The organism is Afipia sp. 1NLS2 (assembly GCF_000178995.1).
GTDB lineage: Bacteria > Pseudomonadota > Alphaproteobacteria > Rhizobiales > Xanthobacteraceae > Afipia.
This window is the reverse complement of sequence record NZ_ADVZ01000001.1, coordinates 38,793-58,551: the sequence shown is the minus strand read 5'-3', so window position 1 is coordinate 58,551 and position 19,759 is coordinate 38,793. Positions and strand designations below refer to the sequence as shown.

The following is a 19,759-nucleotide window of genomic DNA, read 5'->3' as shown; positions in this document are numbered from 1 at the left end:
AGCGCGTCCCGACATGACGAAAAGGGTCACTCCGTCTGCGCCTTGTAGGCCGCTTCATCCATTAGCCCGTCCAGTTCGCTCTTGTCGGCGAGCTTAAGCTTGAAGAACCACGCCTTGCCCTGCGGGTCGGAATTGATGAGCGAGGGATCGGCGGCGAGCGCGTCGTTGGACTCGATGACTTCGCCGGACACCGGTGCGTAGACGTCCGATGCCGCCTTCACGCTCTCCACGGTCGCGGCGGTTTCGGCCTTCTTCAGGGTGCGGCCTGCCTTGGGCAGCTCGACGAATACCACGTCGCCGAGCTGGTTCTGTGCGAAGTCGGTGATGCCGATGGTTGCGGTATCGCCGTCGATCTGGAGCCATTCATGATCGGAAGTGAAAAGCGTGGTCATGGATTTCCTTAGCGTTGATAGGTGGGAGCGACGAAAGGCAGTTTGGCGGTCTGCATCGGCAGGCGGCTTCCGCGTAGTTCGGTGAACAGTCCGGTACCCGGCGTGGCGAGCGGAGTGGGCACATAGCCTATGGCGACGGGCCCGTTGACGCTCGGGCCGAAACCGCCGGATGTGACGCGGCCGATCTTGTTGGTGGAGGATGCGTCGGCGAATAAAGGCGCGCCTTCACGCACCGGGGCACGTCCTTCCACCTTCAGGCCGACGCGACGGCGCGGGGCGCCTTCTTCCAATTGGCGCAGGATGGTGGTTGCACCGGGAAATCTGCCCTCGCGCGCGCCGCCCTTGCGGCGGGCTTTCTGGATCGACCATTCAAGCGCCGCTTCAATCGGCGTCGTGGTTGTGTCGATGTCGTGGCCGTAAAGACAGAGACCAGCTTCGAGCCGCAGACTGTCGCGCGCGCCAAGACCCACGGGAAGCACCGCGGCGTCCGCGAGCAACGTCGTCACCAGCCGCTCCGCGTCCGCGGCGGGAACCGAAATCTCAAAACCGTCCTCGCCGGTGTAGCCCGAGCGCGAGACGAAGCAGGGGATGCCCATCAGGGTGCGCGGGCCGCTGTCCATGAAGCGCATCGATGCGATAGCGGCATCGAACTTCGCCAGCACGTCCACGGCCTTCGGGCCCTGCAGGGCGATCAGTGCGCGGTCGGGCAGGGGGATGATCTCGCAATCGCGGGCCAGATGGTCGCGCAGATGCGCCTCGTCGGCAGCCTTGCAGGCGGCGTTCACCACCAGAAACAACTCGTCGCCGAAATTAGCGACCATCAGGTCATCAAGGATACCGCCCTCATCATTGGTGAATAGCGCATAGCGCTGGCGCCCCGGTGCGATGCCAAGAATGTCCTGCGGAACGATACGCTCCAGCGCGGTTGCAGCATCCTCGATCCGGCCCGATTTCGGCCGGAGCCTGATCTGGCCCATGTGTGAGACGTCGAACAGGCCGGCGGAAGTGCGAGTATGGAGGTGTTCTTTCAATACCCCAGCCGCGTATTGCACCGGCATCTCATAGCCGGCGAATGGCACCATTTTGCCGCCGCAAGAGACGTGCAGCGCGTGCAGGGGTACGTTTTTCAGCTCGGAAGGGGTGTTGGGTTGCGCCAGCATGGGTTGCTCCTGTGGGTTTGCGGGAAAAGTCCCGAAACCCTGCCGAAGCCCCACCTGTCGCTGTGCCTGAGAGTATTATCCCGTCGGCGGATACCGCACCGTTTCCGGCCGTATCTCTTTCCAGATGTATCGTCCCTCACACGGTCCTTTTGCCTGAGAGTTTCCGGGGCGGTTGCTCCTTCGGCGCCGGCTGCTTTCCATTTCAAAAGCGGCCAGTCTCTCCCGGTGTGCGGGTCGTTATGCTGCAAAGCAAAACACGGGATTCTGGGACTGTCAACGCGGCTGTCTGCCGTCATCCCTCCGTTAAATGACAGTTTGCCTGGTTTCGCCCGTTTTGTGGACAAGGATGGCATCCCCCGTCTAAAAGCGGCTGGAAAATCTGCATTTTGCCCGGCATGGTCCGGCACGGATTCGCAAGGTCGATTGGACGGTTATGAGCGGCGTTAACGAGATCAGGTCTGGGTTTCTCAATTTTTTCGCGAAAAACGGGCACGAGATCGTCCCGTCCTCGCCGCTGGTTCCCCGCAACGATCCGACATTGATGTTCACCAATGCGGGCATGGTGCAGTTCAAGAACGTGTTCACGGGTCTGGAGAAGCGCCCTTACCAGCGCGCCACCACCTCGCAGAAATGCGTCCGCGCCGGCGGCAAGCACAACGACCTCGACAATGTCGGCTACACCGCTCGCCACCACACCTTTTTCGAGATGCTGGGCAACTTCTCGTTCGGCAACTATTTCAAGGATCGAGCGATCGAACTGGCGTGGACGCTGATTACCAAGGATTTTGCGCTTCCCAAGGATCGCCTTCTGGTGACGGTCTATGCCGAGGACGACGAGGCATTCGGGCTGTGGAAGAAGATCGCAGGGCTGCCCGAATCCAGGATTGTTCGCATCGGGACCTCCGACAATTTCTGGCAGATGGGCGACACCGGCCCCTGCGGACCGTGCTCGGAAATCTTCTTCGACCATGGCGACAAGGTGCCGGGCGGCCCTCCCGGATCGCCGGATGAAGATGGCGACCGCTTCATCGAGATCTGGAATCTCGTCTTCATGCAGTTCGATCAGATCGCGCCGGGGAATCGCAACCCGCTGCCGCACCCTTCGATCGATACCGGCATGGGCCTCGAGCGCATCGCTGCCGTGCTGCAGGGCAAGCACGACAATTACGACATCGACCTGTTCGTGGCGCTGATCCGCGCCATCTCCGATCTCACCGGTGCCGACCCGCATGGCGCGCAGAAGGCGTCGCTGCGTGTAATCGCCGATCATCTGCGCGCCTCGTCGTTCCTGATTGCGGACGGTGTGCTGCCCTCGAACGAAGGCCGCGGTTACGTGCTGCGCCGGATCATGCGCCGCGCGATGCGTCATGCGCAGTTGCTCGGCGCAAAGGATCCGCTGATGCATCGCCTCGTCTGGGCGCTAGTGCGCGAGATGGGGCAGGCGTATCCCGAACTGGTGCGTGCCGAAGCGCTGATCGAGGAAACGCTGAAGCTCGAAGAGACCCGCTTCCGCAAGACGCTGGATCGTGGTCTTGCTATTCTCGATGAAAAGAGCGCGGCCCTGCACAAGGGCGATATGTTCGATGGCGAGACGGCGTTCACGCTGTACGATACTTACGGCTTCCCGCTCGATCTGACGCAGGACGCGCTGCGCAATCGCGGCATCGGTGTCGATCTCGCATCCTTTACCGACGCGATGGAACGCCAGAAGGCGAAGGCGCGCGCGTCGTGGGCGGGCTCGGGCGACACCGCGGCGGAGAAGATCTGGTTCCCGCTGCGCGAGGAACTCGGCGCGACTGAATTCCTCGGCTACGACACCGAGATCGCCGAGGGCGTCGTGACGGCACTGGTGAAGGATGGCGCAAGCGTCGAGAGCCTGAAGGCGGGCGATGCAGCCTCCGTGGTACTGAACCAGACACCGTTCTACGGCGAATCCGGCGGTCAGGTTGGCGACACCGGCGTTCTCACCGGCGACGGCGGTGTGCGCTTCCGCGTGACCGACACGCAGAAGAAGGCTGGCGATCTGTTCGTTCACATCGGCCAGCTTGAGCAGGGCACCCTGAAGAAGGGCGCGCCGCTGCAGCTCGAAGTCGATCACGCGCGTCGCGGTGCGATCCGTGCCAACCACTCGGCAACGCATCTTCTGCACGAAGCGCTGCGTCAGGTGCTCGGCGACCATATCGCCCAGCGCGGCTCGCTGGTATCGCCGGAGCGATTGCGCTTCGACTTCGCGCACACCAAGCCGATCACGCCGGACGAATTGAGCCGCATTGAGGACATCGCCAACGATATCGTGCTCGAGAACGGCGAAGTGACGACGCGGCTGATGGGCATCGAGGATGCCCGCAGCTCGGGCGCGCGGGCGCTGTTCGGCGAGAAATACGGCGACGAAGTGCGCGTCGTGTCGATGGGGCAAGGGAGCGGCAACGCGCTCGGCTGGTCGGTCGAACTGTGCGGCGGCACGCATGTGAGGCGCACCGGCGACATCGGTCTTGTTTCGATCACCGGCGAAAGCGCGGTGGCCTCCGGGGTGCGCCGCATCGAGGCGCTGACCGGCCGAGCCGCGCGTCAGGCCGCCAACCACAGCATCCAGACCGCGAAGACAGCGGCCGCGGAATTGAAGACCACGCTCGAAGACATGCCGGTGCGTATCGCGGCGCTGATCGAGGAGCGCAAGAAGCTCGAACGCGATCTCTCTGAGGCGCGCAAGAAGCTCGCGATGGGCGGGGGAGGCAGCGCCGGCGGGGCGGCAGCTGCTTCGGACGTGCGCAGTGTCGGCGATGTCAAACTGCTTGCCCGCGCGGTGCAGGGTGTCGAGGTTAAGGATCTCAAGAGCCTCGCCGATCAGGGCAAGAAGCAGATCGGCTCCGGTGTCGTCGCGCTGGTGGCGACCAGTGAAGATGGCAAGGCCAGCGTCGTTGTCGGCGTGACGCCTGACTTGACGTCACGCTTCAGCGCCGTCGATCTCGTGCGCAAGGCCAGCGAAGTGCTGGGCGGCAAGGGCGGCGGCGGCAAGCCGGACATGGCGCAGGCGGGTGGGCCGGACGGCTCGAAGGCCGATGCGGCGCTGAAGGCGATCGAGGCCGCGATGGGCGCCTGACGTTTCAGGCGCGTTCGGAACTATCAATGGACAAAGAGGCATCCACCCATCAGGCCCGATTGGGCGGACTTCTTTTTCTCGCCTGTACGGCGATTGGCTGGGGACTGAATTGGCCGGCCATGAAGATTCTCCTGCGTGACTGGCCGCCTTTGTTTGCGCGCGGGATTTCCGGTGTTGTAGCGACGCTCATCTTATTCGCGATTGCGGCGGCGAACCGCGAACGCTCGGCTGTGCCGCGAAAGACGTGGGGGGCGCTGCTCCTTGCTTCATTCACCAATGTTTTTGCCTGGATGGGTTTTACCACCATCTCGATGACGACGCTGTCGATCAGCGAGGCTTCACTTCTCGTTTATACAATGCCGATCTGGGCGACGCTTCTTGCGTGGCCCGTTCTCGGTTCGCGCCCGAAACCGCGAGACGTGGCGGGACTCATTTTGGGATTCGCAGGACTCTTCGTTCTCTTTTCAGACCACCCACTTGGGTTTGCATCCGACAAGATCGTCGGCGTCGCTCTGGCACTCGGCGCCGCTATTCTGTTTGCACTCGGCAGCCTTCTGAATGCCCGGCCTGTGCCAGTGGCACCGATTTCCTTTGTAGCCTGGCAGATAGGATTGGGATCTCTCCCAATGGTCGTACTGGGCCTCGCATTCGAACATCCGGACATGGGAGCGCTCAGGATCGACAGCGGCCTTATGCTGGCCTACATGACACTTGTGCCGATGGGGACATGTTACCTGACGTGGTTCGCGACCATTCGCCGTCTTCCCGCAACGACCGCGGCGGTGGGGATGCTGTCCGTGCCTGTGATCGGCATTCTCGCGGGAGCTCTCTTTCTGGGTGATGGCATCGGCTGGCGCGAAATATGTGCAATTGTACTTACGCTGGCCGGGGTCGCACTGGCGCTTTCAAAGCCGAAGCCCGTAATCGAGCAGGGCGTTTGAGAGCGCCGGCGCCTATATGGCGCAGGCCGAAAGGCCTGATGGCTCGGAGGCCGCGCGTAGTGCTGATGGGTGGCCGGTCATTTCCCTCAGTGTGACATGAAGACGGGCGCCGTCATCGAAGTGAGAATGCTGCGCGTCGCGCCGCCGAGGACGAATTCGCGCAGGCGAGAATGTCCGTAGCCTCCCATGACGATGAGATCGCTGCCGTGTTCGCCGACGTAGGACAGGATCGTGTTGGCGACGCTGACATCGGGGGCGTGCTGCATCTTCAGCCGGGTGTTCAGGCCATGACGGGTGAGGTGATTCACGATGCCTTCGCCGCTCGCCTGGTGACGGGAATCCTCCGTTTTTTCGTTGGCGATAATCAGGATGTCGATATTTTTGGCCCGAGTCAGGAGCGGTAGGGCGTCGTTGACCGCTCGTGCGGCGGTGGAGCTGCCGTCCCAGCAACATACGACATGGTCGAGTTTCAGCCCCTCTTTCTGGATGTACGGCACAATCAGGACAGGCCGGCCAGAATCGAACAGTGCGGTCTCGATGATAATCTCGTTGTCGTCGTCGGCGTGTTCTGTCTGCTGAACGACGCTGAGATCGGAGCGGCGAGCCTTCACCGCGAATGCCTGTGCCAATTGAGGCAGGCGGTGGGTGATGATTTCGTGTTCGTAGGAAATGCCATGGCTCTTCGCGATTTCCTCGAAACGCGCGAGGGCTGCGCGTGCATCGCGTTCCTTCTCCGCTCTGATGTTCGAGAGCACCGAGTCGGGCATTGATGGAATGGGGTATTGTGAAAAGCTGATCGGATCGCAGGATGCCATCGCGATGATATGCGCGTTAAAAGCCTTGGCTATCGACACTGCATAATCGAGCGAACGGTCGCGGTCCGGGTTGGTTTCGAGCTTGAGGGTGATATCCTTGATCATGAATACCTCCAATCGGCTGGTAAAATGATGAGAGATCATCGCGCGGCGGGATGATAACGCGTTGAGGCATATCAACAGTATGCTTTGTAGGCCGGTTGACGTGTTGCTGTCACATGCTCATCCGGCCGAAACTGCGGCGATGAGTAGCCGGACAACGCTCTGGCCTCTCATTCGGGAATGCCGCAAAATGCCGCATGAATCATAACACTCCTCTGATCTCTACAATTGTCGTTGGCCTTGTACTGGCTTTTGTGTTCGGCGCGCTGGTCCAGCGCGTCCGCATCTCGCCGCTCGTGGGCTATCTGCTTGCGGGCGTGGTGATGGGGCCCTTCACACCTGGGTATGTTGCGGATCAGAACATCGCTAATGAGCTTGCCGAAATCGGCATCATTCTCCTGATGTTCGGCGTCGGGCTGCATTTCTCCCTGAAGGATTTGTGGTCGGTGCGTGCGATCGCGCTGCCTGGTGCGGTTGTCCAGATTTCGGCCGCCACGGTGATGGGCTGGGGCCTTGGCTGGCTTCTCGGCTGGAGCAGCGACAAGGGCATCATGTTCGGCATCGCGCTTTCGACGGCTTCGACCGTCGTGCTGTTGCGCGCGATGCAGGAGCGGCGGCTGATCGATACTGAGCGTGGCCGTATTGCGGTGGGCTGGCTGATCGTCGAGGATATCGCCTGCGTTCTGACGCTAGTGATGTTGCCGCCGCTGGCCGGATTCATGAAAGGCCATGCGGCAGGCGATATGGATATCGTCTCGCTGGCGTGGCCGCTCGCGCTGACGCTCGGCAAGGTCGCGGCGTTCGTGGCGCTGATGCTGGTGGTCGGCCGCCGCGTCATTCCGGCGCTTCTGCATTACGTCGCGCATACGGGTTCGCGCGAATTGTTCCGTCTTGCGGTGTTCGCGATCTCACTTGGCGTAGCCTTCGGCGCGGCGATCCTGTTCGATGTGTCGTTCGCGCTGGGGGCTTTCTTCGCGGGCATGATCCTGAGCGAATCCGAACTCAGCCAGCGCGCCGCCAGCGAAACGCTGCCGCTACGCGATGCGTTCGCGGTGCTATTCTTCGTCTCCGTCGGCATGCTGTTCGATCCCTCGATCATTGTGAAGGAGCCGCTGCCGCTTCTGGCGACGCTGTTCATCATTCTGTTCGGCAAGTCGTTCGCGGCTTACGGCATCGTGCGCGTGTTCGGATATTCCAAGTCCACGGCGCTGACGATCTCGGCGAGTCTCGCGCAGATCGGCGAATTCTCGTTCATCCTCGTCGGTCTCGGCGTCAGTCTGTCGCTGATGACCGAGCGCGGGCGCGACCTCGTGCTCGCCGGGTCGATCATCAGCATCATGCTTAATCCGTTCTGGTTCGCGGTGCTCGATCGCATCCTGGCGGAGAAGAAGGATACGCCACCATTGCCGCCGGACGAGAAACCCGCAGTGCCGCGTGTCGAATTGCCGGTTACCAGGCTCTCGAACCATGTCGTTCTGGTGGGGTACGGCCGGGTTGGCAGCGTGGTCGGCAAGGCGTTGCGTGCGGCGAATACGCCCTTCCTGGTGATCGAGGATAATCCCGGCGCGGTCGAGCGATTGCGGCAGGAGGGCGTCGAGGTCATTAGCGGCAACGCGGCTGCGCCAGGTATGCTGCAGGCGGCCAATCTGGATGTCGCCCACGGCCTGCTTGTCGCGATCCCGGATGCGTTCGAGGGAGGCCAGATCGTCGCCAAGGCGCGCACGATCAGCACGACATTGCCGATTATCGCGCGGGCGCATTCGGAAGAGGAGATCGCCCACCTCAAGCACCACGGTGCGAATTCGGTCATCATGGGCGAGCATGAGATCGCCAAGGCGATGATCGCACAAATCGGTGCGGCGGACGCGCCATCGCTGGCGTCCTGAATTGCCTCTGTTCAAAAAGGTAAAGCAGGGCGGGCTTGTTTAGGCCGGCCGCATGTGCCGTGCGTAAAATGCGAGTTCGATCGAAATAAAGCGTCCGTAGCTGTCGCGCAGATAGGTGGTTGCGCGTGGAGCTCCTGTCTCGTCGGTGGCGAAAAAGCCGAGGCGGCTGCCCTCGGCGATCATGTTCGATACTTGCGTCTTCGACAGCCCGAAACGTTTGGCGATCTGCGCCCGGCTCGGCAGCGGCGTGCCGTTAATATCGGACAGCATGACCGCTAGCACGACAGGGATGGCGCCCTCACGCTTTCCGAAGAAGCAGGTGAATTCGGGCATGCGGTCGATCAGCGGGATGCCTGTCGCATGTTCGTGTCCGGCGGCGGCGGCGAAACGCCGGATGAAATCCGGATCTTCCGCAAGCATCTGCGCGCGGCACATGTCCGGCTGTACGGCGTCGAGCGCGTTCACCGCATGGGGCATCCAGCTCTTGACGAAATCCACCATGCGCGGCGTCGGATGATAGGATTTCGAGCGGCGGTCGGATGGGTGTCGCAATGTTTTGATGAAGCCTGCCAGCTTCAGCAGGGTCAGCGTTGTCTTGAGGAGACGTGGGCTGAGCTCCTCCCGCTGCGCACATAGTTCGAGCAACTGGGTGTAGGTGACGCCGCCATGCGGGCCATGTCTTTCATAATAGGCAGCAAAACAGAACACATAAGCGGTCAGACGGAAGCGTGTTTCCGAAGCCATCAGCTTGTTGATCAGGCGCGGTGCCTCGCGAAACCGGGCGATTGCGACCGTGTATTCGCGCATGGCGGTGGCGAAGGTAGGCGAGGCGCGTAACTGGGCGGCTTCTGCCAGTAGCGAATCGTTCGGGTCAGCGTCGGCGGGGGCCAGTGAGATGTTGTCTTGCCGCAATGATCTCGCCCGGGGCCGGAGAATAGGGCGCGTTTGTGACCGCGCCAGATACCTATGGACCGTTTATGCCTTTCTATGAGTCGAGGAAACCGGAAATCAATGCGGCGCTGCGGCAGCGCGCGGTTACCGCCGGTCGGGCGGCGAGTTTCAGCAATTTCATTCACGAAACTTTTTCATGACGGAAAAGGCGCGGAGTGATCCGCGCCTTTTATTTTGTGAGCCTGCCTTGGGTACCTGAACCGCGTTAGGCGGTGGCCATCGCCTTGGTGAGGTTCTCTGCGACCTTGTCGAGGAAGCCCGTGGTGGAAAGCCACTTCTGGTCGGGGCCGACCAGCAGCGCCAGATCCTTGGTCATGAAACCGCTTTCGACGGTATCGACGCAAACCTTCTCCAGCGTCTTGGCGAACTTCGCCAGTTCGGCGTTGTTGTCGAGCTTGGCGCGGTGGGCCAACCCTTGCGTCCACGCAAAGATCGACGCGATCGAGTTGGTCGAGGTTTCCTTGCCCTTCTGGTGCTCGCGGTAGTGGCGAGTTACCGTGCCGTGAGCGGCTTCGGCTTCCACCACGCTGCCGTCTGGCGTCAGCAGCACCGAGGTCATCAGGCCGAGCGAACCGTAGCCCTGCGCCACGGTGTCGGACTGAACGTCGCCGTCGTAGTTCTTGCAGGCCCAGACATAGCCGCCGGACCATTTCAGCGCCGAGGCTACCATGTCATCGATCAGGCGGTGCTCGTAGGTCAGACCCTTGGCCTCGAACTTCGACTTGAACTCGGCGTCGTAGATCTCCTGGAAGATGTCCTTGAAGCGGCCGTCATACACCTTGAGGATGGTGTTCTTGGTCGACAGGTACACCGGATAGCCGCGTGACAGGCCATAATTCATCGAGGCGCGGGCGAAATCGCGGATAGAGTCGTCCAAATTGTACATGCTCATGGCGACGCCGGCGCCCGGGGCCTTGAAGACTTCGCGCTCGATCACGGAGCCGTCCTCGCCGACGAACTTCATCGTCAGAACGCCCTTGCCGGGGAATTTGATGTCGGTGGCGCGATACTGATCGCCGAAGGCATGGCGGCCGATGATGATCGGCTTGGTCCAGCCCGGCACGAGGCGCGGCACGTTCTTGCAGATGATCGGTTCACGGAAGATGACGCCGCCGAGGATGTTGCGGATGGTGCCGTTCGGCGACTTCCACATCTCCTTGAGGCCGAATTCCTTCACGCGGGCCTCGTCCGGGGTGATGGTCGCGCACTTGACGCCGACGCCGTGCTTCTTGATCGCGTTGGCCGCGTCGATGGTGACCTGATCGTTGGTCTTGTCGCGGTATTCCATCCCGAGGTCGTAATATTCGAGCTTCACATCGAGGAAGGGGTTGATGAGCTTGTCCTTGATGTACTGCCAGATGATCCGGGTCATCTCATCGCCGTCGAGTTCGACGACCGGGTTGGCTACCTTAATTTTGGCCATGAGGATGCGTGCCTTTTTTGAGGTTTTTGGAGTGTGGTACCGAGGAATGCGCGCCTCTTAGCACCCGCGGAACGGCGGCGGAAGGCAGCTCAAAGCAGCATGCCGGACGGGATTTTCGAGGCGGTATCAGGAGGCGATAGGTCGTGCCGGAGCGTGCCTTTGCCGGGGCGGAATCAGCGATTCAAAAGGGTTCCGTAACCCATTCCGATTACAATCGAATTTGAGGCCTAGCGGGCGCCGTTTTGCGGCGATTTTCCGCCGCCAGCGGGCGTTGAATCGCTTTCTTCAGAAGTTGATTCAACTTCTTAAGCGCTTGAATCATCGTCTTCAGACGTTGATTCCGATTGTTCGCCTTCTGAATCAAAATCTTATTGGGTTGATTCAATGCCTTCACGGCTTGATTCAGCACCTTGAGGGCTTGAATCACCACCTTCGATGGTTGATGCAGACGCTTCAGCCATTGAATCGGAAAGCGAAGACATGTCGGGGACCGACAAGACCAAGCCGCGCACCGATCTGCCGGGCCCCGTGGTGGTGCTGGTGGAGCCGCAGCTTGGCGAGAACATCGGCATGGCCGCGCGCGCCATGGGCAATTTCGGACTGACACGTTTACGTTTGGTGAAGCCGCGTGACGGCTGGCCGAATATGGCGGCCCAGCGGGCGGCGGCGGGCGCCGATCACATTCTGGAACGGGTGGAGTTGTTCGAGACGGTCGAGGCGGCGGTGGCGGATTGCGCGCTGCTGTTCGCCACTACCGCCCGCGCACATGATCAGGCTAAGCCAGTGGTCGCGCCGGACGCTGCTGCCCGAGAGATCGTCGAGGGGACCGCGCAGGACATAACAGCGGGCATCCTGTTCGGACGAGAGCGTTCAGGCTTGACCAACGAGGAGGTCGCGCTCGCCAACCGGATCGTGACCTTCCCGGTCAATCCCGGATTTGCCTCGCTCAATCTGGCCCAGGCCGTGCTTTTGATGGGATACGAGTGGTTCAAGCTCGCGTCCGGTGGCATGATACCATTTTCAATGCCAGAACGCTCCGAGCCGGCTTCCCAGCATCAGATGCAGGCGTTTTTCGACAATCTGGTCGCGGAACTCGACAAGGTGGAATTTCTGCGTCCGGCCGAGAAGCGCGATGTGATGCTGGTTAATTTACGTAATATTTTCAGTAGGATGGAGCCGAGTAAACAGGACATGCACACTCTGCATGGGGTGGTCATGGCGATTGCCGAGGGCCGCAAGGGTCCGGCCAAGGGTGGGGTGCTCGATGGAACTCAGGCCACGCAGCTACGGGCGCTGTTGGCGGAGCAGGGTTCCCCTGCAACGGAGGGTAGATCGAGTTCCGTGCGAGGACTGGCGCGGCTCCTACGCCGCAATCCGACCGATGCCGAGCGCATCCTGTGGCAGGCGCTGACCAAGGACCGCCGCTTCGCCGCGCAGTTCAAGCGGCAAACGCCGGTCGGCCGCCACATTCCCGATTTTGTCTCGTTTCCCCGGCGGATGGCGGTTGAGATTGTTCACCCGGAGGAAGGTGACGCTGTTGTCCGCGAGCGTGCTGCCCGGGGCGCATGGCTCGCCGAGCGGGGCTATCGCGTGGTCGCACTGCGGGCTGCCGATATAGAGCGCGATCTTGAGGCGGAGTTGAAACGTCTCGAAAGCGCCTGATGCGATCGCCTCCTGCGCGGCGTTCTCATTGCCCAATTTTGCGGCGGCAGGCGCAGGCGTTGAGCAAGGCGACCCGTTTGGCGCGTGAAATCGCATTCCCTGCCGCGAAAAGCGGCTGGCACGACTGTTGCTCTTAATGAGGCATCCACATTTTCAGGAGGCCTCATGAAGCGATCCGATCTCACCGAGAAACTGCTCGACATCAAGCGCGAGAATGGATGGAGCTGGAAGCACATCTGCTCCGAGATCGGCGGTCACTCGGACGTGCTGATTGTGGGCGCCATTCTCGGGCAGATGAAGCTGACCAAGCCGCAGGCGGCGGTCGCGGCGAAGCTGTTCGGTCTCTCGAAGGTCGAGCAGGCGCTGCTCAACGAAGTGCCGATGCGCGGCGAAGGCGTGCCGATGCCGCCGACCGATCCGCTGATCTATCGCTTCTATGAACTGGTAATGATCAACGGCCCCGCGTGGAAGGCGCTGATCGAGGAGGAGTTCGGCGACGGCATCATGTCGGCGATCGATTTCGACATGACGATGCAGCGCGTGGCCGATCCGAAGGGCGACCGAGTCAGCATCGGGATGTCTGGCAAGTTCCTGCCGTACAAGTATTACGGCGCGACCGGTAATAACGCGCCGCTCGGCTACAAGGAGGAATGAGCGGTGGCCGATTCGTCACCCTTCGAGGCTCGGGCTTTGCCCTCGCGCCTTCGCGCTCTCGAAGGATAACGAATCAATGAGCGGCGAAACTACGTCCCGGCCTTGATCTGGGCCACTGCGACGGCAGCCAGTTCATCCATTTTCATGCGAATCTGCTGTTCCGAAACGCCCTTGTCCGCAAGGTCCCGGGTGACCTTGCCCAACACGTCGCTGTCGCCGGAGACCTCGAAATCGGCGGCTACGACCTCCTTGGCATAGGAGGCGGCTGTGTCGCCGGTCAGGCCGAGCTTTTCGGCCGCCCACAGGCCAAGTAGCTTGTTTCGCCGCGCGATCGCCTTGAACTTTTGTTCCTCGTCGACGGCAAACTTCTTTTCAAAGCCTTCCTCGCGCTTATCGAAACTCGACATATATCTGACCTGCCAGTTGAATCCCGGAATTGGGAGCTCATTTGAATATTGTAGGCGGGGGTGGTTCCCGCAACGTCCCGAAAGGTCGCAGGACGCCGATAAGAAGCCGGTAAAACCCCCGAAAATAGCCGGGGTTGCGTTGTAACAGGGGGACCGATCGGTTAGGTTGCCCGTGAGTCTAGGTTCGCGGTTTGTTTTCGTGGATCAAGGGCTTCGCGGCAGCTCCGCCGCGTGTCGCGTAGAGTTTCGGAGCATCCCGATCCATGGATTTCAACAACACTCGGTACATCCCAATGAGCCGTCGGCGTCGCATCTACGAAGGCAAGGGCAAGGTTCTTTATGAAGGACCGGAGCCTGGCACCCTGATTCAGCATTTCAAGGATGACGCCACCGCGTTCAATGCCAAGAAACACCAGGTCATCGAGGGCAAGGGCGTCCTCAACAACCGGATCTCGGAATACGTTTTTCAGCATTTGAACGAGATCGGCGTGCCGACGCATTTCATCAAGCGGCTCAACATGCGCGAGCAGTTGATCCGGGAGGTCGAGATCGTGCCGCTTGAGGTTGTGGTCCGCAATGTCGCCGCAGGCTCGCTGTCGCAGCGCCTCGGCATCGAGGAGGGCACGCAGCTCCCGCGCTCGATCATCGAGTTCTATTACAAGAACGACCAGCTCGGCGATCCGATGGTGTCCGAAGAACATATCACCGCGTTCGGCTGGGCGACGCCGCAGGAGATCGACGACATCATGGCGCTCGCCATTCGCGTGAACGATTTCCTCTCGGGCGTATTCCTCGGCGTCGGCATCCGTCTCGTCGACTTCAAGATGGAATGCGGCCGCCTCTACGAAAACGAGATGATGCGCATCGTCGTCGCCGACGAGATCTCGCCGGATTCGTGCCGGCTGTGGGACATCAAGTCGAACGAGAAGATGGACAAGGATCGCTTCCGCCGCGATCTCGGCGGACTGCTTGAAGCCTATACCGAAGTCGCCAAGCGCCTCGGCATCCTGATCGAGAACGAGCGTCCGGCTGGTTCCGGCCCGGTGCTGGTGAAGAGCTGATTTCAGACACGTCATTCCGGAACGCGCGTGCTTCACGCGCGGACCCGGAATCCTGAAGTTATTGACGAGATTCCGGATCAACCCGCTGCGCGGCTCGTCCGGAATGACGAGGACAAAATGAAAGCGCGCGTCACGGTTACGCTGAAGAACGGAATTCTCGATCCGCAGGGCAAGGCTATTGAAGGCGCGCTGAAATCGCTTGGCGTCGATGGCATCGCCAGCGTGCGGCAGGGCAAGGTTTTCGACATCGAGGTCGAGGGTGGCGACAGGGTGAAGGCCGAGGCCGCGCTGAAGGCTGCCGCCGACAAGCTGCTCGCCAATACGGTGATCGAGAATTATCGCGTCGAGGTGTTGGGCTAGCCGACCGATGAAATCAGCCGTTCTCGTTTTTCCCGGCATCAATCGCGAGCGCGACATGGCGCGCACGCTGAAGCTCGTCTCGGGCCATGAGCCGAAAATGGTCTGGCACGCCGAGACTGAGTTGCCAGCCGGTACCGATCTCGTCGTCATTCCTGGCGGCTTCTCCTACGGCGATTATCTGCGTTGCGGCGCGATCGCGGCGCGCTCGCCGGTGATGGATGCGGTGCGCGTTTTCGCGGCCAAGGGCGGCCTCGTGCTCGGCGTCTGCAACGGTTTTCAAATTCTGTGCGAGAGCGGGCTTCTGCCAGGCATCCTGATGCGCAATGCGCGGCTGCAATTCGTCTGCCGCGACGTGCATCTGCGCGTCGAGCGCTCGGATACGCCGTTCACGCGCGGCTACAATGCAGGGCAGGTGATCCGCGTGCCGGTGGCGCACGGCGAGGGCAACTACGCCGCCGACACCGAAACGCTGAAGCGTCTCGAAGGCGATGGCCGCGTGCTCTATCGCTACTGCTCGGCCAGCGGCGATGTCGGAGATCTGCATAATTTCAACGGCGCGGCGGCGTCCATCGCGGGCATCGTCAGCGAGAAGGGCAACGTGCTCGGCATGATGCCGCACCCCGAGAACCATGTTGAAGATGTGATGGGCTGCACCGATGGCCGCGGGCTGTTCGCCGGCCTTGCCGCGCATCTGGAGAAAGCGGCGTGACCAAGCCTTTGCGTAACGAGCCTGCCATCACGCCTGAGCTGATTGCGTCTCACGGCCTCAAGCCGGATGAGCACGAGCGCATCCTGAAATTGCTGGGTCGTACGCCGACCTTCACCGAACTCGGCATTTTCTCGGCGATGTGGAACGAGCATTGCTCATACAAATCCTCGCGAATCCATCTGCGCGGCCTGCCGACAAAGGCGCCGTGGGTGATCCAGGGACCGGGCGAGAACGCCGGCGTGATCGATATCGGTGATGGCCTCGCCGTGGTCTTCAAGATGGAGAGCCACAACCACCCGAGCTACATCGAGCCGTATCAGGGCGCGACCACCGGCGTCGGCGGCATCCTGCGCGACGTGTTCACGATGGGCGCGCGGCCTATTGCCTGCCTCAATGCGTTGTCGTTTGGCGCACCGGAGCATCCCAAGACCCGGCATCTGGTGTCCGGAGTGGTTGCGGGTGTCGGCGGTTACGGCAACTCGTTTGGTGTGCCGACGGTCGGCGGGCAGGTGCGTTTCCATACCCGCTACGACGGCAATAACCTCGTCAACGCGATGGCGGTCGGCCTCGCGGAAGCCGACAAGATTTTCTATGCGGCGGCAAGCGGCGTGAACATGCCGATCGTTTATCTCGGCTCGAAGACGGGCCGCGACGGCATCCATGGCGCGACCATGGCGTCAGCCGAGTTCGACGATGCCAGCGACGAGAAGCGCCCGACCGTGCAGGTCGGAGATCCGTTCGCGGAAAAGCTGCTGCTGGAAGCCTGCCTTGAGATCATGGAAGCTGGCTGCGTCGTCGCGATCCAGGATATGGGTGCGGCGGGTCTGACATGCTCCGCCGTCGAGATGGGTGCCAAGGGCGACCTCGGCGTCGATCTCGATCTTGATACGGTGCCGACGCGCGAAACCGGCATGAGCGCCTACGAGATGATGCTCTCGGAGAGCCAAGAGCGCATGCTCATGGTGCTCAAGCCCGAGAAGGAGAAACAGGCCGAGGCGATCTTCAAAAAGTGGGGGCTGGACTTCGCCATCGTCGGCTACACCACGCCGAGCCAGCGTTTTGTCGTCAAGCACGGTGGCGACGTGATGGCCGATCTGCCGATCAAGGAGCTGGAATCCGAAGCGCCGCTCTACGATCGCCCGCACGTCGCGAGCGAGCCGCTGCCGATGATCCATGCGCGCGACGTGAAGGCGCCGATGCCTGTGACGGACGCGCTGGTGAAGCTGATCGCGACGCCGGAACTATGCTCGAAGCGTTGGGTGTGGGAACAATACGATCATGTCATCGGCGGCAACACCGTGCAGCGTCCAGGTGGCGATGCGGCGGTGGTGCGCGTGCTCGATGGCCCGAAGGCGCTTGCGCTCACCGTCGACGTGACGCCGCGTTATTGCGAGGCTGATCCCATTGAGGGCGGCAAGCAGGCGGTGGCGGAAGCCTGGCGCAATATCACGGCGGTCGGCGGCAAGCCGCTTGCCATCACCGACAACCTCAATTTCGGCAATCCGGAGCGGCCCGAGATCATGGGCCAGCTTGTCGGCTGCCTGAAGGGCATTGCGCAGGCCTGCGTGGCGCTCGATTTCCCGATCGTGTCCGGAAACGTCTCGCTTTACAATGAAACCAACGGGCGTGGCATCCTCCCGACGCCGTCCATTGGCGGTGTCGGCTTGCTCGACGATTTCCAGAAATCGGCGACGCTGGCCTTCAAGGCTAAGGGCGAGGCGATCCTTCTGATTGGCGACACCCAAGGCTGGCTCGGCCAGTCGGTCTATCTGCGCGACATCTGTGGCCGGGAAGAAGGCGCGCCGCCACCGGTCGATCTTGCCGCCGAGAAGCGCAACGGTGACGTAGTGCGCGGCATGATCAAGAGCGGCACCGCGACCGCCGTTCACGACGTGTCCGACGGCGGCCTGTTGGTCGCGCTTGCGGAAATGGCGATGGCCAGTGGCATCGGCGCGATGCTGGATGCGGCACCCGAGCAGACGCTACCGCATGCGTGGTGGTTCGGTGAGGATCAGGCGCGCTACATCGTGACCGTGCCGGTCGATCATCTGCTGACTGTGATGAGCAAGCTCAAGGCGGTCGGCGTGCCGTGTGCCGAGATCGGCAAGACCGGCGGCGATGCGCTCGTGATCGAAGGCGAAGCGCCGATTGAGATCTCAAAGCTCCAGGAAGGCTTTGAAAGCTGGCTGCCGAACTACATGGCAGGCCGCGACTAAGAGCTTGCCTACAGCACGCGCTTTGCGCCCGGCAGGCTGCGCAAGACCAGCGTTGCGAGCCAGCTCACGCCCAATCCGAACACGAGTGACAGTCCTGCCTTGCTGAAGGCTGAGAGGTCCTTGCCGAGCAGCCAGTGCTGCATCCACAGCACCGGAACGTAGTGGATCAGGAAAATGCCGTAGGCGGAGGGCTGCATGGCGTCGAGCAGCGGCGCGCGGGATTTTTTCGAACCCATGAACCACGCGAGCACCGCGAAGGTCATCGCCGCGCTGAATAGCGGAAATGCGAAGGCATAGGCGATCTCCCACCATTCCGGCAGCATGTCGGGATCGGGAAGGATACCGCGCCGGTAATACACCAGCGCCACGATTGCGCTGTAGGCCGCGAGCGCGGCCAACGCCCAGCGGCCCCATTGCCGCGACAAGGCATTGCCCTCACCAAGAAGCCCACGTTCGGAATGGCCATAACCAATACCCGCACCGAACATGAAGCAGGCCGCATAGAGCAGGACGCGGCTCGCCTGAACCGATAGCGGCCCGAACTCGAACCATTTGCTGGGGCCGAAGCAAAGCCGCATCGGCACATAAGCCAGCGTCGTCACTGCGGCAAAGGCGATGAAAAACACCACTGGCCGCGCATATCCTGAAAGCGACAGGCGATTGATAGGGGCGGGGCTATCGGGGGCGACCCGATAGATCATCGCCGCCAGCACGTCGAACATCAGCAGTACCCAGACGAACCAGACCGGCCCGCTCGGCCACGGCCCGACTGTCACTGTCTTCCACCAGAACGCGGCAAAGCCGAGGTGATCGGGGCGGCGCAGTTCGAGCGCGTAGTAGGCGAGCGGCATCAGCAACAGTGCCGCCACGGCGAACGGCAGCGCCAGCCGCAGCGCCCGGTCGGCCAGAAACTGGCTTGTCGATTTGCGGCGCAGGCTCGGCCAGACGAACAGGCCGGACAGGAAAAAGAATGCCGCCATGAAGAAGCTGTCGTTGGCGAGAACGATGCCGTCGAAACCGAGCCATGTCTGCGCGTCGGCATGCCCATAATAGGTGTAGGGGATGATCGCGTGATGAATGACGACGAGCACCGTCAGGGCGGTGCGGGCGCAGTCGAGGGCGATATTTCGTCCGGACATGGTCCCCGATAGCAGCGCGGCAAGTTCCGGGCAATTCTCAGGCGGGTAATTCCTCGATTTTCACCCGGTCGGGATAGAACGCCAAATGGCTGGCGATGGCTTTCACCGCATCATGCGGCGTCTCATAGGTCCAGACCGCGTTGTCGAGCGTCTCGCCGCCGGCATGGATGGTAAAATAGCCGGCGTCGCCCTTGTAAGGGCAATGGGTGTGGTGATGGGTGGCGGACAGAAGCGTCATGTCGGCATCGGCCCTTGGAATGTACTGGACCGCCGGATAGGAGGCTTCCTGAAGCACAAGGGCTCTCGCCGTCTCGGCGATCACCTTGCCGCCGGCGGTGATACGCACGCGCCGGGGGTTCAGCGCGATGGTGATGGGGTGATCCGGACCCGGGATTTTCATGGAGCACTCTCCTGTGGGTGCTGGCGATATAGGGACGGTTGCGGCGATTGCCCGCGTGACGCGGTGGCTTGATGGGGCTAGAATCACGCATATCTGATACGAACAGCTTGCAGGCTGAAGAGGAGACCCTGGAATGCCTATGGACGCGCGGGATATCGAAACCATGATCAAGGCGGCGATTCCCGATGCCACAGTCACGATCCGCGACCTCGCCGGAGACGGCGATCACTACGCTGCAACCGTGATTTCGGAATCGTTTCGCGGCAAGTCTCGCGTTCAGCAGCACCAGATCGTCTATCAGTCACTGAAGGGTCAGATGGGCGGCGTGCTGCATGCGCTGGCGCTGCAAACGGGCGTGCCGGAGTAACGCGCTGAGAACGG

Annotated in this window: 19 protein-coding genes and 2 riboswitches; of the genes, 10 read left to right on the top strand and 9 right to left on the bottom strand. The window is 61.6% G+C overall.

The features are described 5' to 3' along the window. Window positions 1–26: 26 nt before the first annotated feature. Complete coding sequence (gcvH, locus tag AFIDRAFT_RS00310; protein ID WP_009336923.1) at window positions 27–392, bottom strand: glycine cleavage system protein GcvH; 366 nt, start codon at window positions 390–392, stop codon at window positions 27–29. An 8-nt stretch (window positions 393–400) separates the two neighbouring features. Continuing rightward, window positions 401–1,552 (bottom strand): glycine cleavage system aminomethyltransferase GcvT, encoded by a 1,152-nt coding sequence (gcvT, locus tag AFIDRAFT_RS00305; protein ID WP_009336922.1) that lies wholly within the window; start codon window positions 1,550–1,552, stop codon window positions 401–403. A 44-nt stretch (window positions 1,553–1,596) separates the two neighbouring features. After that, window positions 1,597–1,682: riboswitch (glycine riboswitch) on the bottom strand. A gap of 2 nt (window positions 1,683–1,684) precedes the next feature. After that, a riboswitch (glycine riboswitch) is annotated at window positions 1,685–1,787 on the bottom strand. Window positions 1,788–1,985: 198 nt separating this feature from the next. Between gcvT and alaS the strand changes: the two genes are divergently transcribed. Together alaS and AFIDRAFT_RS00295 are read left to right on the top strand one after the other, a co-directional pair. Further along, the gene (gene alaS, locus AFIDRAFT_RS00300) at window positions 1,986–4,652 is read left to right on the top strand and encodes an alanine--tRNA ligase (RefSeq protein WP_009336921.1); all 2,667 of its coding nucleotides are present in this window, start codon (window positions 1,986–1,988) and stop codon (window positions 4,650–4,652) included. 26 nt (window positions 4,653–4,678) lie between these two features. Next, window positions 4,679–5,593 (top strand): DMT family transporter, encoded by a 915-nt coding sequence (locus AFIDRAFT_RS00295; protein WP_009336920.1) that lies wholly within the window; start codon window positions 4,679–4,681, stop codon window positions 5,591–5,593. Window positions 5,594–5,679: 86 nt separating this feature from the next. Here the strand turns inward: AFIDRAFT_RS00295 and AFIDRAFT_RS00290 are convergent, their stop codons facing one another. Then, window positions 5,680–6,513 (bottom strand): universal stress protein, encoded by an 834-nt coding sequence (locus AFIDRAFT_RS00290; RefSeq protein WP_009336919.1) that lies wholly within the window; start codon window positions 6,511–6,513, stop codon window positions 5,680–5,682. Window positions 6,514–6,707: 194 nt separating this feature from the next. On the opposite strand from AFIDRAFT_RS00290, the gene ybaL reads away from it, so the two are divergent. Further along, complete coding sequence (ybaL, locus tag AFIDRAFT_RS00285; protein ID WP_009336918.1) at window positions 6,708–8,396, top strand: YbaL family putative K(+) efflux transporter; 1,689 nt, start codon at window positions 6,708–6,710, stop codon at window positions 8,394–8,396. 39 nt (window positions 8,397–8,435) lie between these two features. Here the strand turns inward: ybaL and AFIDRAFT_RS00280 are convergent, their stop codons facing one another. The 3 genes from AFIDRAFT_RS00280 to AFIDRAFT_RS00270 form a co-directional block, all read right to left on the bottom strand. After that, on the bottom strand, window positions 8,436–9,293 hold the full coding sequence (locus tag AFIDRAFT_RS00280) for a hypothetical protein (protein ID WP_040297939.1): 858 nt from the start codon (window positions 9,291–9,293) through the stop codon (window positions 8,436–8,438). Window positions 9,294–9,552: 259 nt separating this feature from the next. Then, complete coding sequence (locus AFIDRAFT_RS00275; protein ID WP_009336916.1) at window positions 9,553–10,770, bottom strand: NADP-dependent isocitrate dehydrogenase; 1,218 nt, start codon at window positions 10,768–10,770, stop codon at window positions 9,553–9,555. A gap of 208 nt (window positions 10,771–10,978) precedes the next feature. Then, window positions 10,979–11,197 (bottom strand): hypothetical protein, encoded by a 219-nt coding sequence (locus tag AFIDRAFT_RS00270; RefSeq protein WP_156786825.1) that lies wholly within the window; start codon window positions 11,195–11,197, stop codon window positions 10,979–10,981. A 53-nt stretch (window positions 11,198–11,250) separates the two neighbouring features. Here AFIDRAFT_RS00270 and AFIDRAFT_RS00265 point away from each other — a divergent pair, with 53 nt between their 5' ends. Further along, window positions 11,251–12,432 (top strand): TrmJ/YjtD family RNA methyltransferase, encoded by a 1,182-nt coding sequence (locus AFIDRAFT_RS00265; RefSeq protein WP_009336915.1) that lies wholly within the window; start codon window positions 11,251–11,253, stop codon window positions 12,430–12,432. Window positions 12,433–12,597: 165 nt separating this feature from the next. Next, entirely contained in the window at window positions 12,598–13,086 is a 489-nt protein-coding gene (cynS, locus tag AFIDRAFT_RS00260) for a cyanase (RefSeq protein ID WP_009336914.1), read from the top strand. Window positions 13,087–13,175: 89 nt separating this feature from the next. On the opposite strand, the gene AFIDRAFT_RS00255 is transcribed toward cynS, so the two are convergent. Continuing rightward, entirely contained in the window at window positions 13,176–13,493 is a 318-nt protein-coding gene (locus AFIDRAFT_RS00255) for a DUF1476 domain-containing protein (RefSeq protein WP_009336913.1), read from the bottom strand. A 293-nt stretch (window positions 13,494–13,786) separates the two neighbouring features. Here AFIDRAFT_RS00255 and purC point away from each other — a divergent pair, with 293 nt between their 5' ends. From purC to purL, 4 genes are all read left to right on the top strand, one after another. Next, a complete protein-coding gene (purC, locus tag AFIDRAFT_RS00250; protein ID WP_156186818.1) occupies window positions 13,787–14,554 on the top strand; it encodes a phosphoribosylaminoimidazolesuccinocarboxamide synthase in 768 nt (255 codons plus the stop codon). A gap of 117 nt (window positions 14,555–14,671) precedes the next feature. After that, window positions 14,672–14,914: a phosphoribosylformylglycinamidine synthase subunit PurS gene (purS, locus tag AFIDRAFT_RS00245; protein WP_009336908.1), complete on the top strand. Its 243-nt coding sequence runs from the start codon at window positions 14,672–14,674 to the stop codon at window positions 14,912–14,914. A 7-nt stretch (window positions 14,915–14,921) separates the two neighbouring features. Beyond that, window positions 14,922–15,623, top strand: a complete 702-nt coding sequence (gene purQ, locus AFIDRAFT_RS00240) for a phosphoribosylformylglycinamidine synthase subunit PurQ (protein WP_040297665.1) — start codon at window positions 14,922–14,924, stop codon at window positions 15,621–15,623. Then, a complete protein-coding gene (gene purL / locus AFIDRAFT_RS00235; RefSeq protein ID WP_009336904.1) occupies window positions 15,620–17,839 on the top strand; it encodes a phosphoribosylformylglycinamidine synthase subunit PurL in 2,220 nt (739 codons plus the stop codon). The genes purQ and purL overlap by 4 nt, the downstream gene beginning before the upstream one ends. Window positions 17,840–17,847: 8 nt before the next feature. On the opposite strand, the gene AFIDRAFT_RS00230 is transcribed toward purL, so the two are convergent. Both AFIDRAFT_RS00230 and AFIDRAFT_RS00225 read right to left on the bottom strand, forming a co-directional pair. After that, a complete protein-coding gene (locus AFIDRAFT_RS00230) occupies window positions 17,848–18,978 on the bottom strand; it encodes an acyltransferase family protein (RefSeq protein WP_009336902.1) in 1,131 nt (376 codons plus the stop codon). 37 nt (window positions 18,979–19,015) lie between these two features. Then, window positions 19,016–19,378, bottom strand: a complete 363-nt coding sequence (locus tag AFIDRAFT_RS00225; RefSeq protein WP_009336901.1) for a DUF427 domain-containing protein — start codon at window positions 19,376–19,378, stop codon at window positions 19,016–19,018. Window positions 19,379–19,511: 133 nt separating this feature from the next. On the opposite strand from AFIDRAFT_RS00225, the gene AFIDRAFT_RS00220 reads away from it, so the two are divergent. Next, complete coding sequence (locus AFIDRAFT_RS00220) at window positions 19,512–19,745, top strand: BolA family protein (RefSeq protein ID WP_002715225.1); 234 nt, start codon at window positions 19,512–19,514, stop codon at window positions 19,743–19,745. The last annotated feature ends 14 nt before the right edge of the window (window positions 19,746–19,759 follow it).

Coding starts and splice junctions, on each gene's coding strand:
- purS (WP_009336908.1), top strand. CDS start 14,672: ATGAAAGCGCGCGTCACGGTTACGCTGAAGAACGGAATTCTCGATCCG.
- AFIDRAFT_RS00230 (WP_009336902.1), bottom strand. CDS start 18,978: ATGTCCGGACGAAATATCGCCCTCGACTGCGCCCGCACCGCCCTGACG.
- AFIDRAFT_RS00275 (WP_009336916.1), bottom strand. CDS start 10,770: ATGGCCAAAATTAAGGTAGCCAACCCGGTCGTCGAACTCGACGGCGAT.
- AFIDRAFT_RS00265 (WP_009336915.1), top strand. CDS start 11,251: ATGTCGGGGACCGACAAGACCAAGCCGCGCACCGATCTGCCGGGCCCC.
- AFIDRAFT_RS00295 (WP_009336920.1), top strand. CDS start 4,679: ATGGACAAAGAGGCATCCACCCATCAGGCCCGATTGGGCGGACTTCTT.
- AFIDRAFT_RS00290 (WP_009336919.1), bottom strand. CDS start 6,513: ATGATCAAGGATATCACCCTCAAGCTCGAAACCAACCCGGACCGCGAC.
- AFIDRAFT_RS00225 (WP_009336901.1), bottom strand. CDS start 19,378: ATGAAAATCCCGGGTCCGGATCACCCCATCACCATCGCGCTGAACCCC.
- AFIDRAFT_RS00255 (WP_009336913.1), bottom strand. CDS start 13,493: ATGTCGAGTTTCGATAAGCGCGAGGAAGGCTTTGAAAAGAAGTTTGCC.
- gcvH (WP_009336923.1), bottom strand. CDS start 392: ATGACCACGCTTTTCACTTCCGATCATGAATGGCTCCAGATCGACGGC.
- alaS (WP_009336921.1), top strand. CDS start 1,986: ATGAGCGGCGTTAACGAGATCAGGTCTGGGTTTCTCAATTTTTTCGCG.
- cynS (WP_009336914.1), top strand. CDS start 12,598: ATGAAGCGATCCGATCTCACCGAGAAACTGCTCGACATCAAGCGCGAG.
- ybaL (WP_009336918.1), top strand. CDS start 6,708: ATGAATCATAACACTCCTCTGATCTCTACAATTGTCGTTGGCCTTGTA.
- AFIDRAFT_RS00220 (WP_002715225.1), top strand. CDS start 19,512: ATGCCTATGGACGCGCGGGATATCGAAACCATGATCAAGGCGGCGATT.
- purC (WP_156186818.1), top strand. CDS start 13,787: ATGAGCCGTCGGCGTCGCATCTACGAAGGCAAGGGCAAGGTTCTTTAT.
- purQ (WP_040297665.1), top strand. CDS start 14,922: ATGAAATCAGCCGTTCTCGTTTTTCCCGGCATCAATCGCGAGCGCGAC.
- gcvT (WP_009336922.1), bottom strand. CDS start 1,552: ATGCTGGCGCAACCCAACACCCCTTCCGAGCTGAAAAACGTACCCCTG.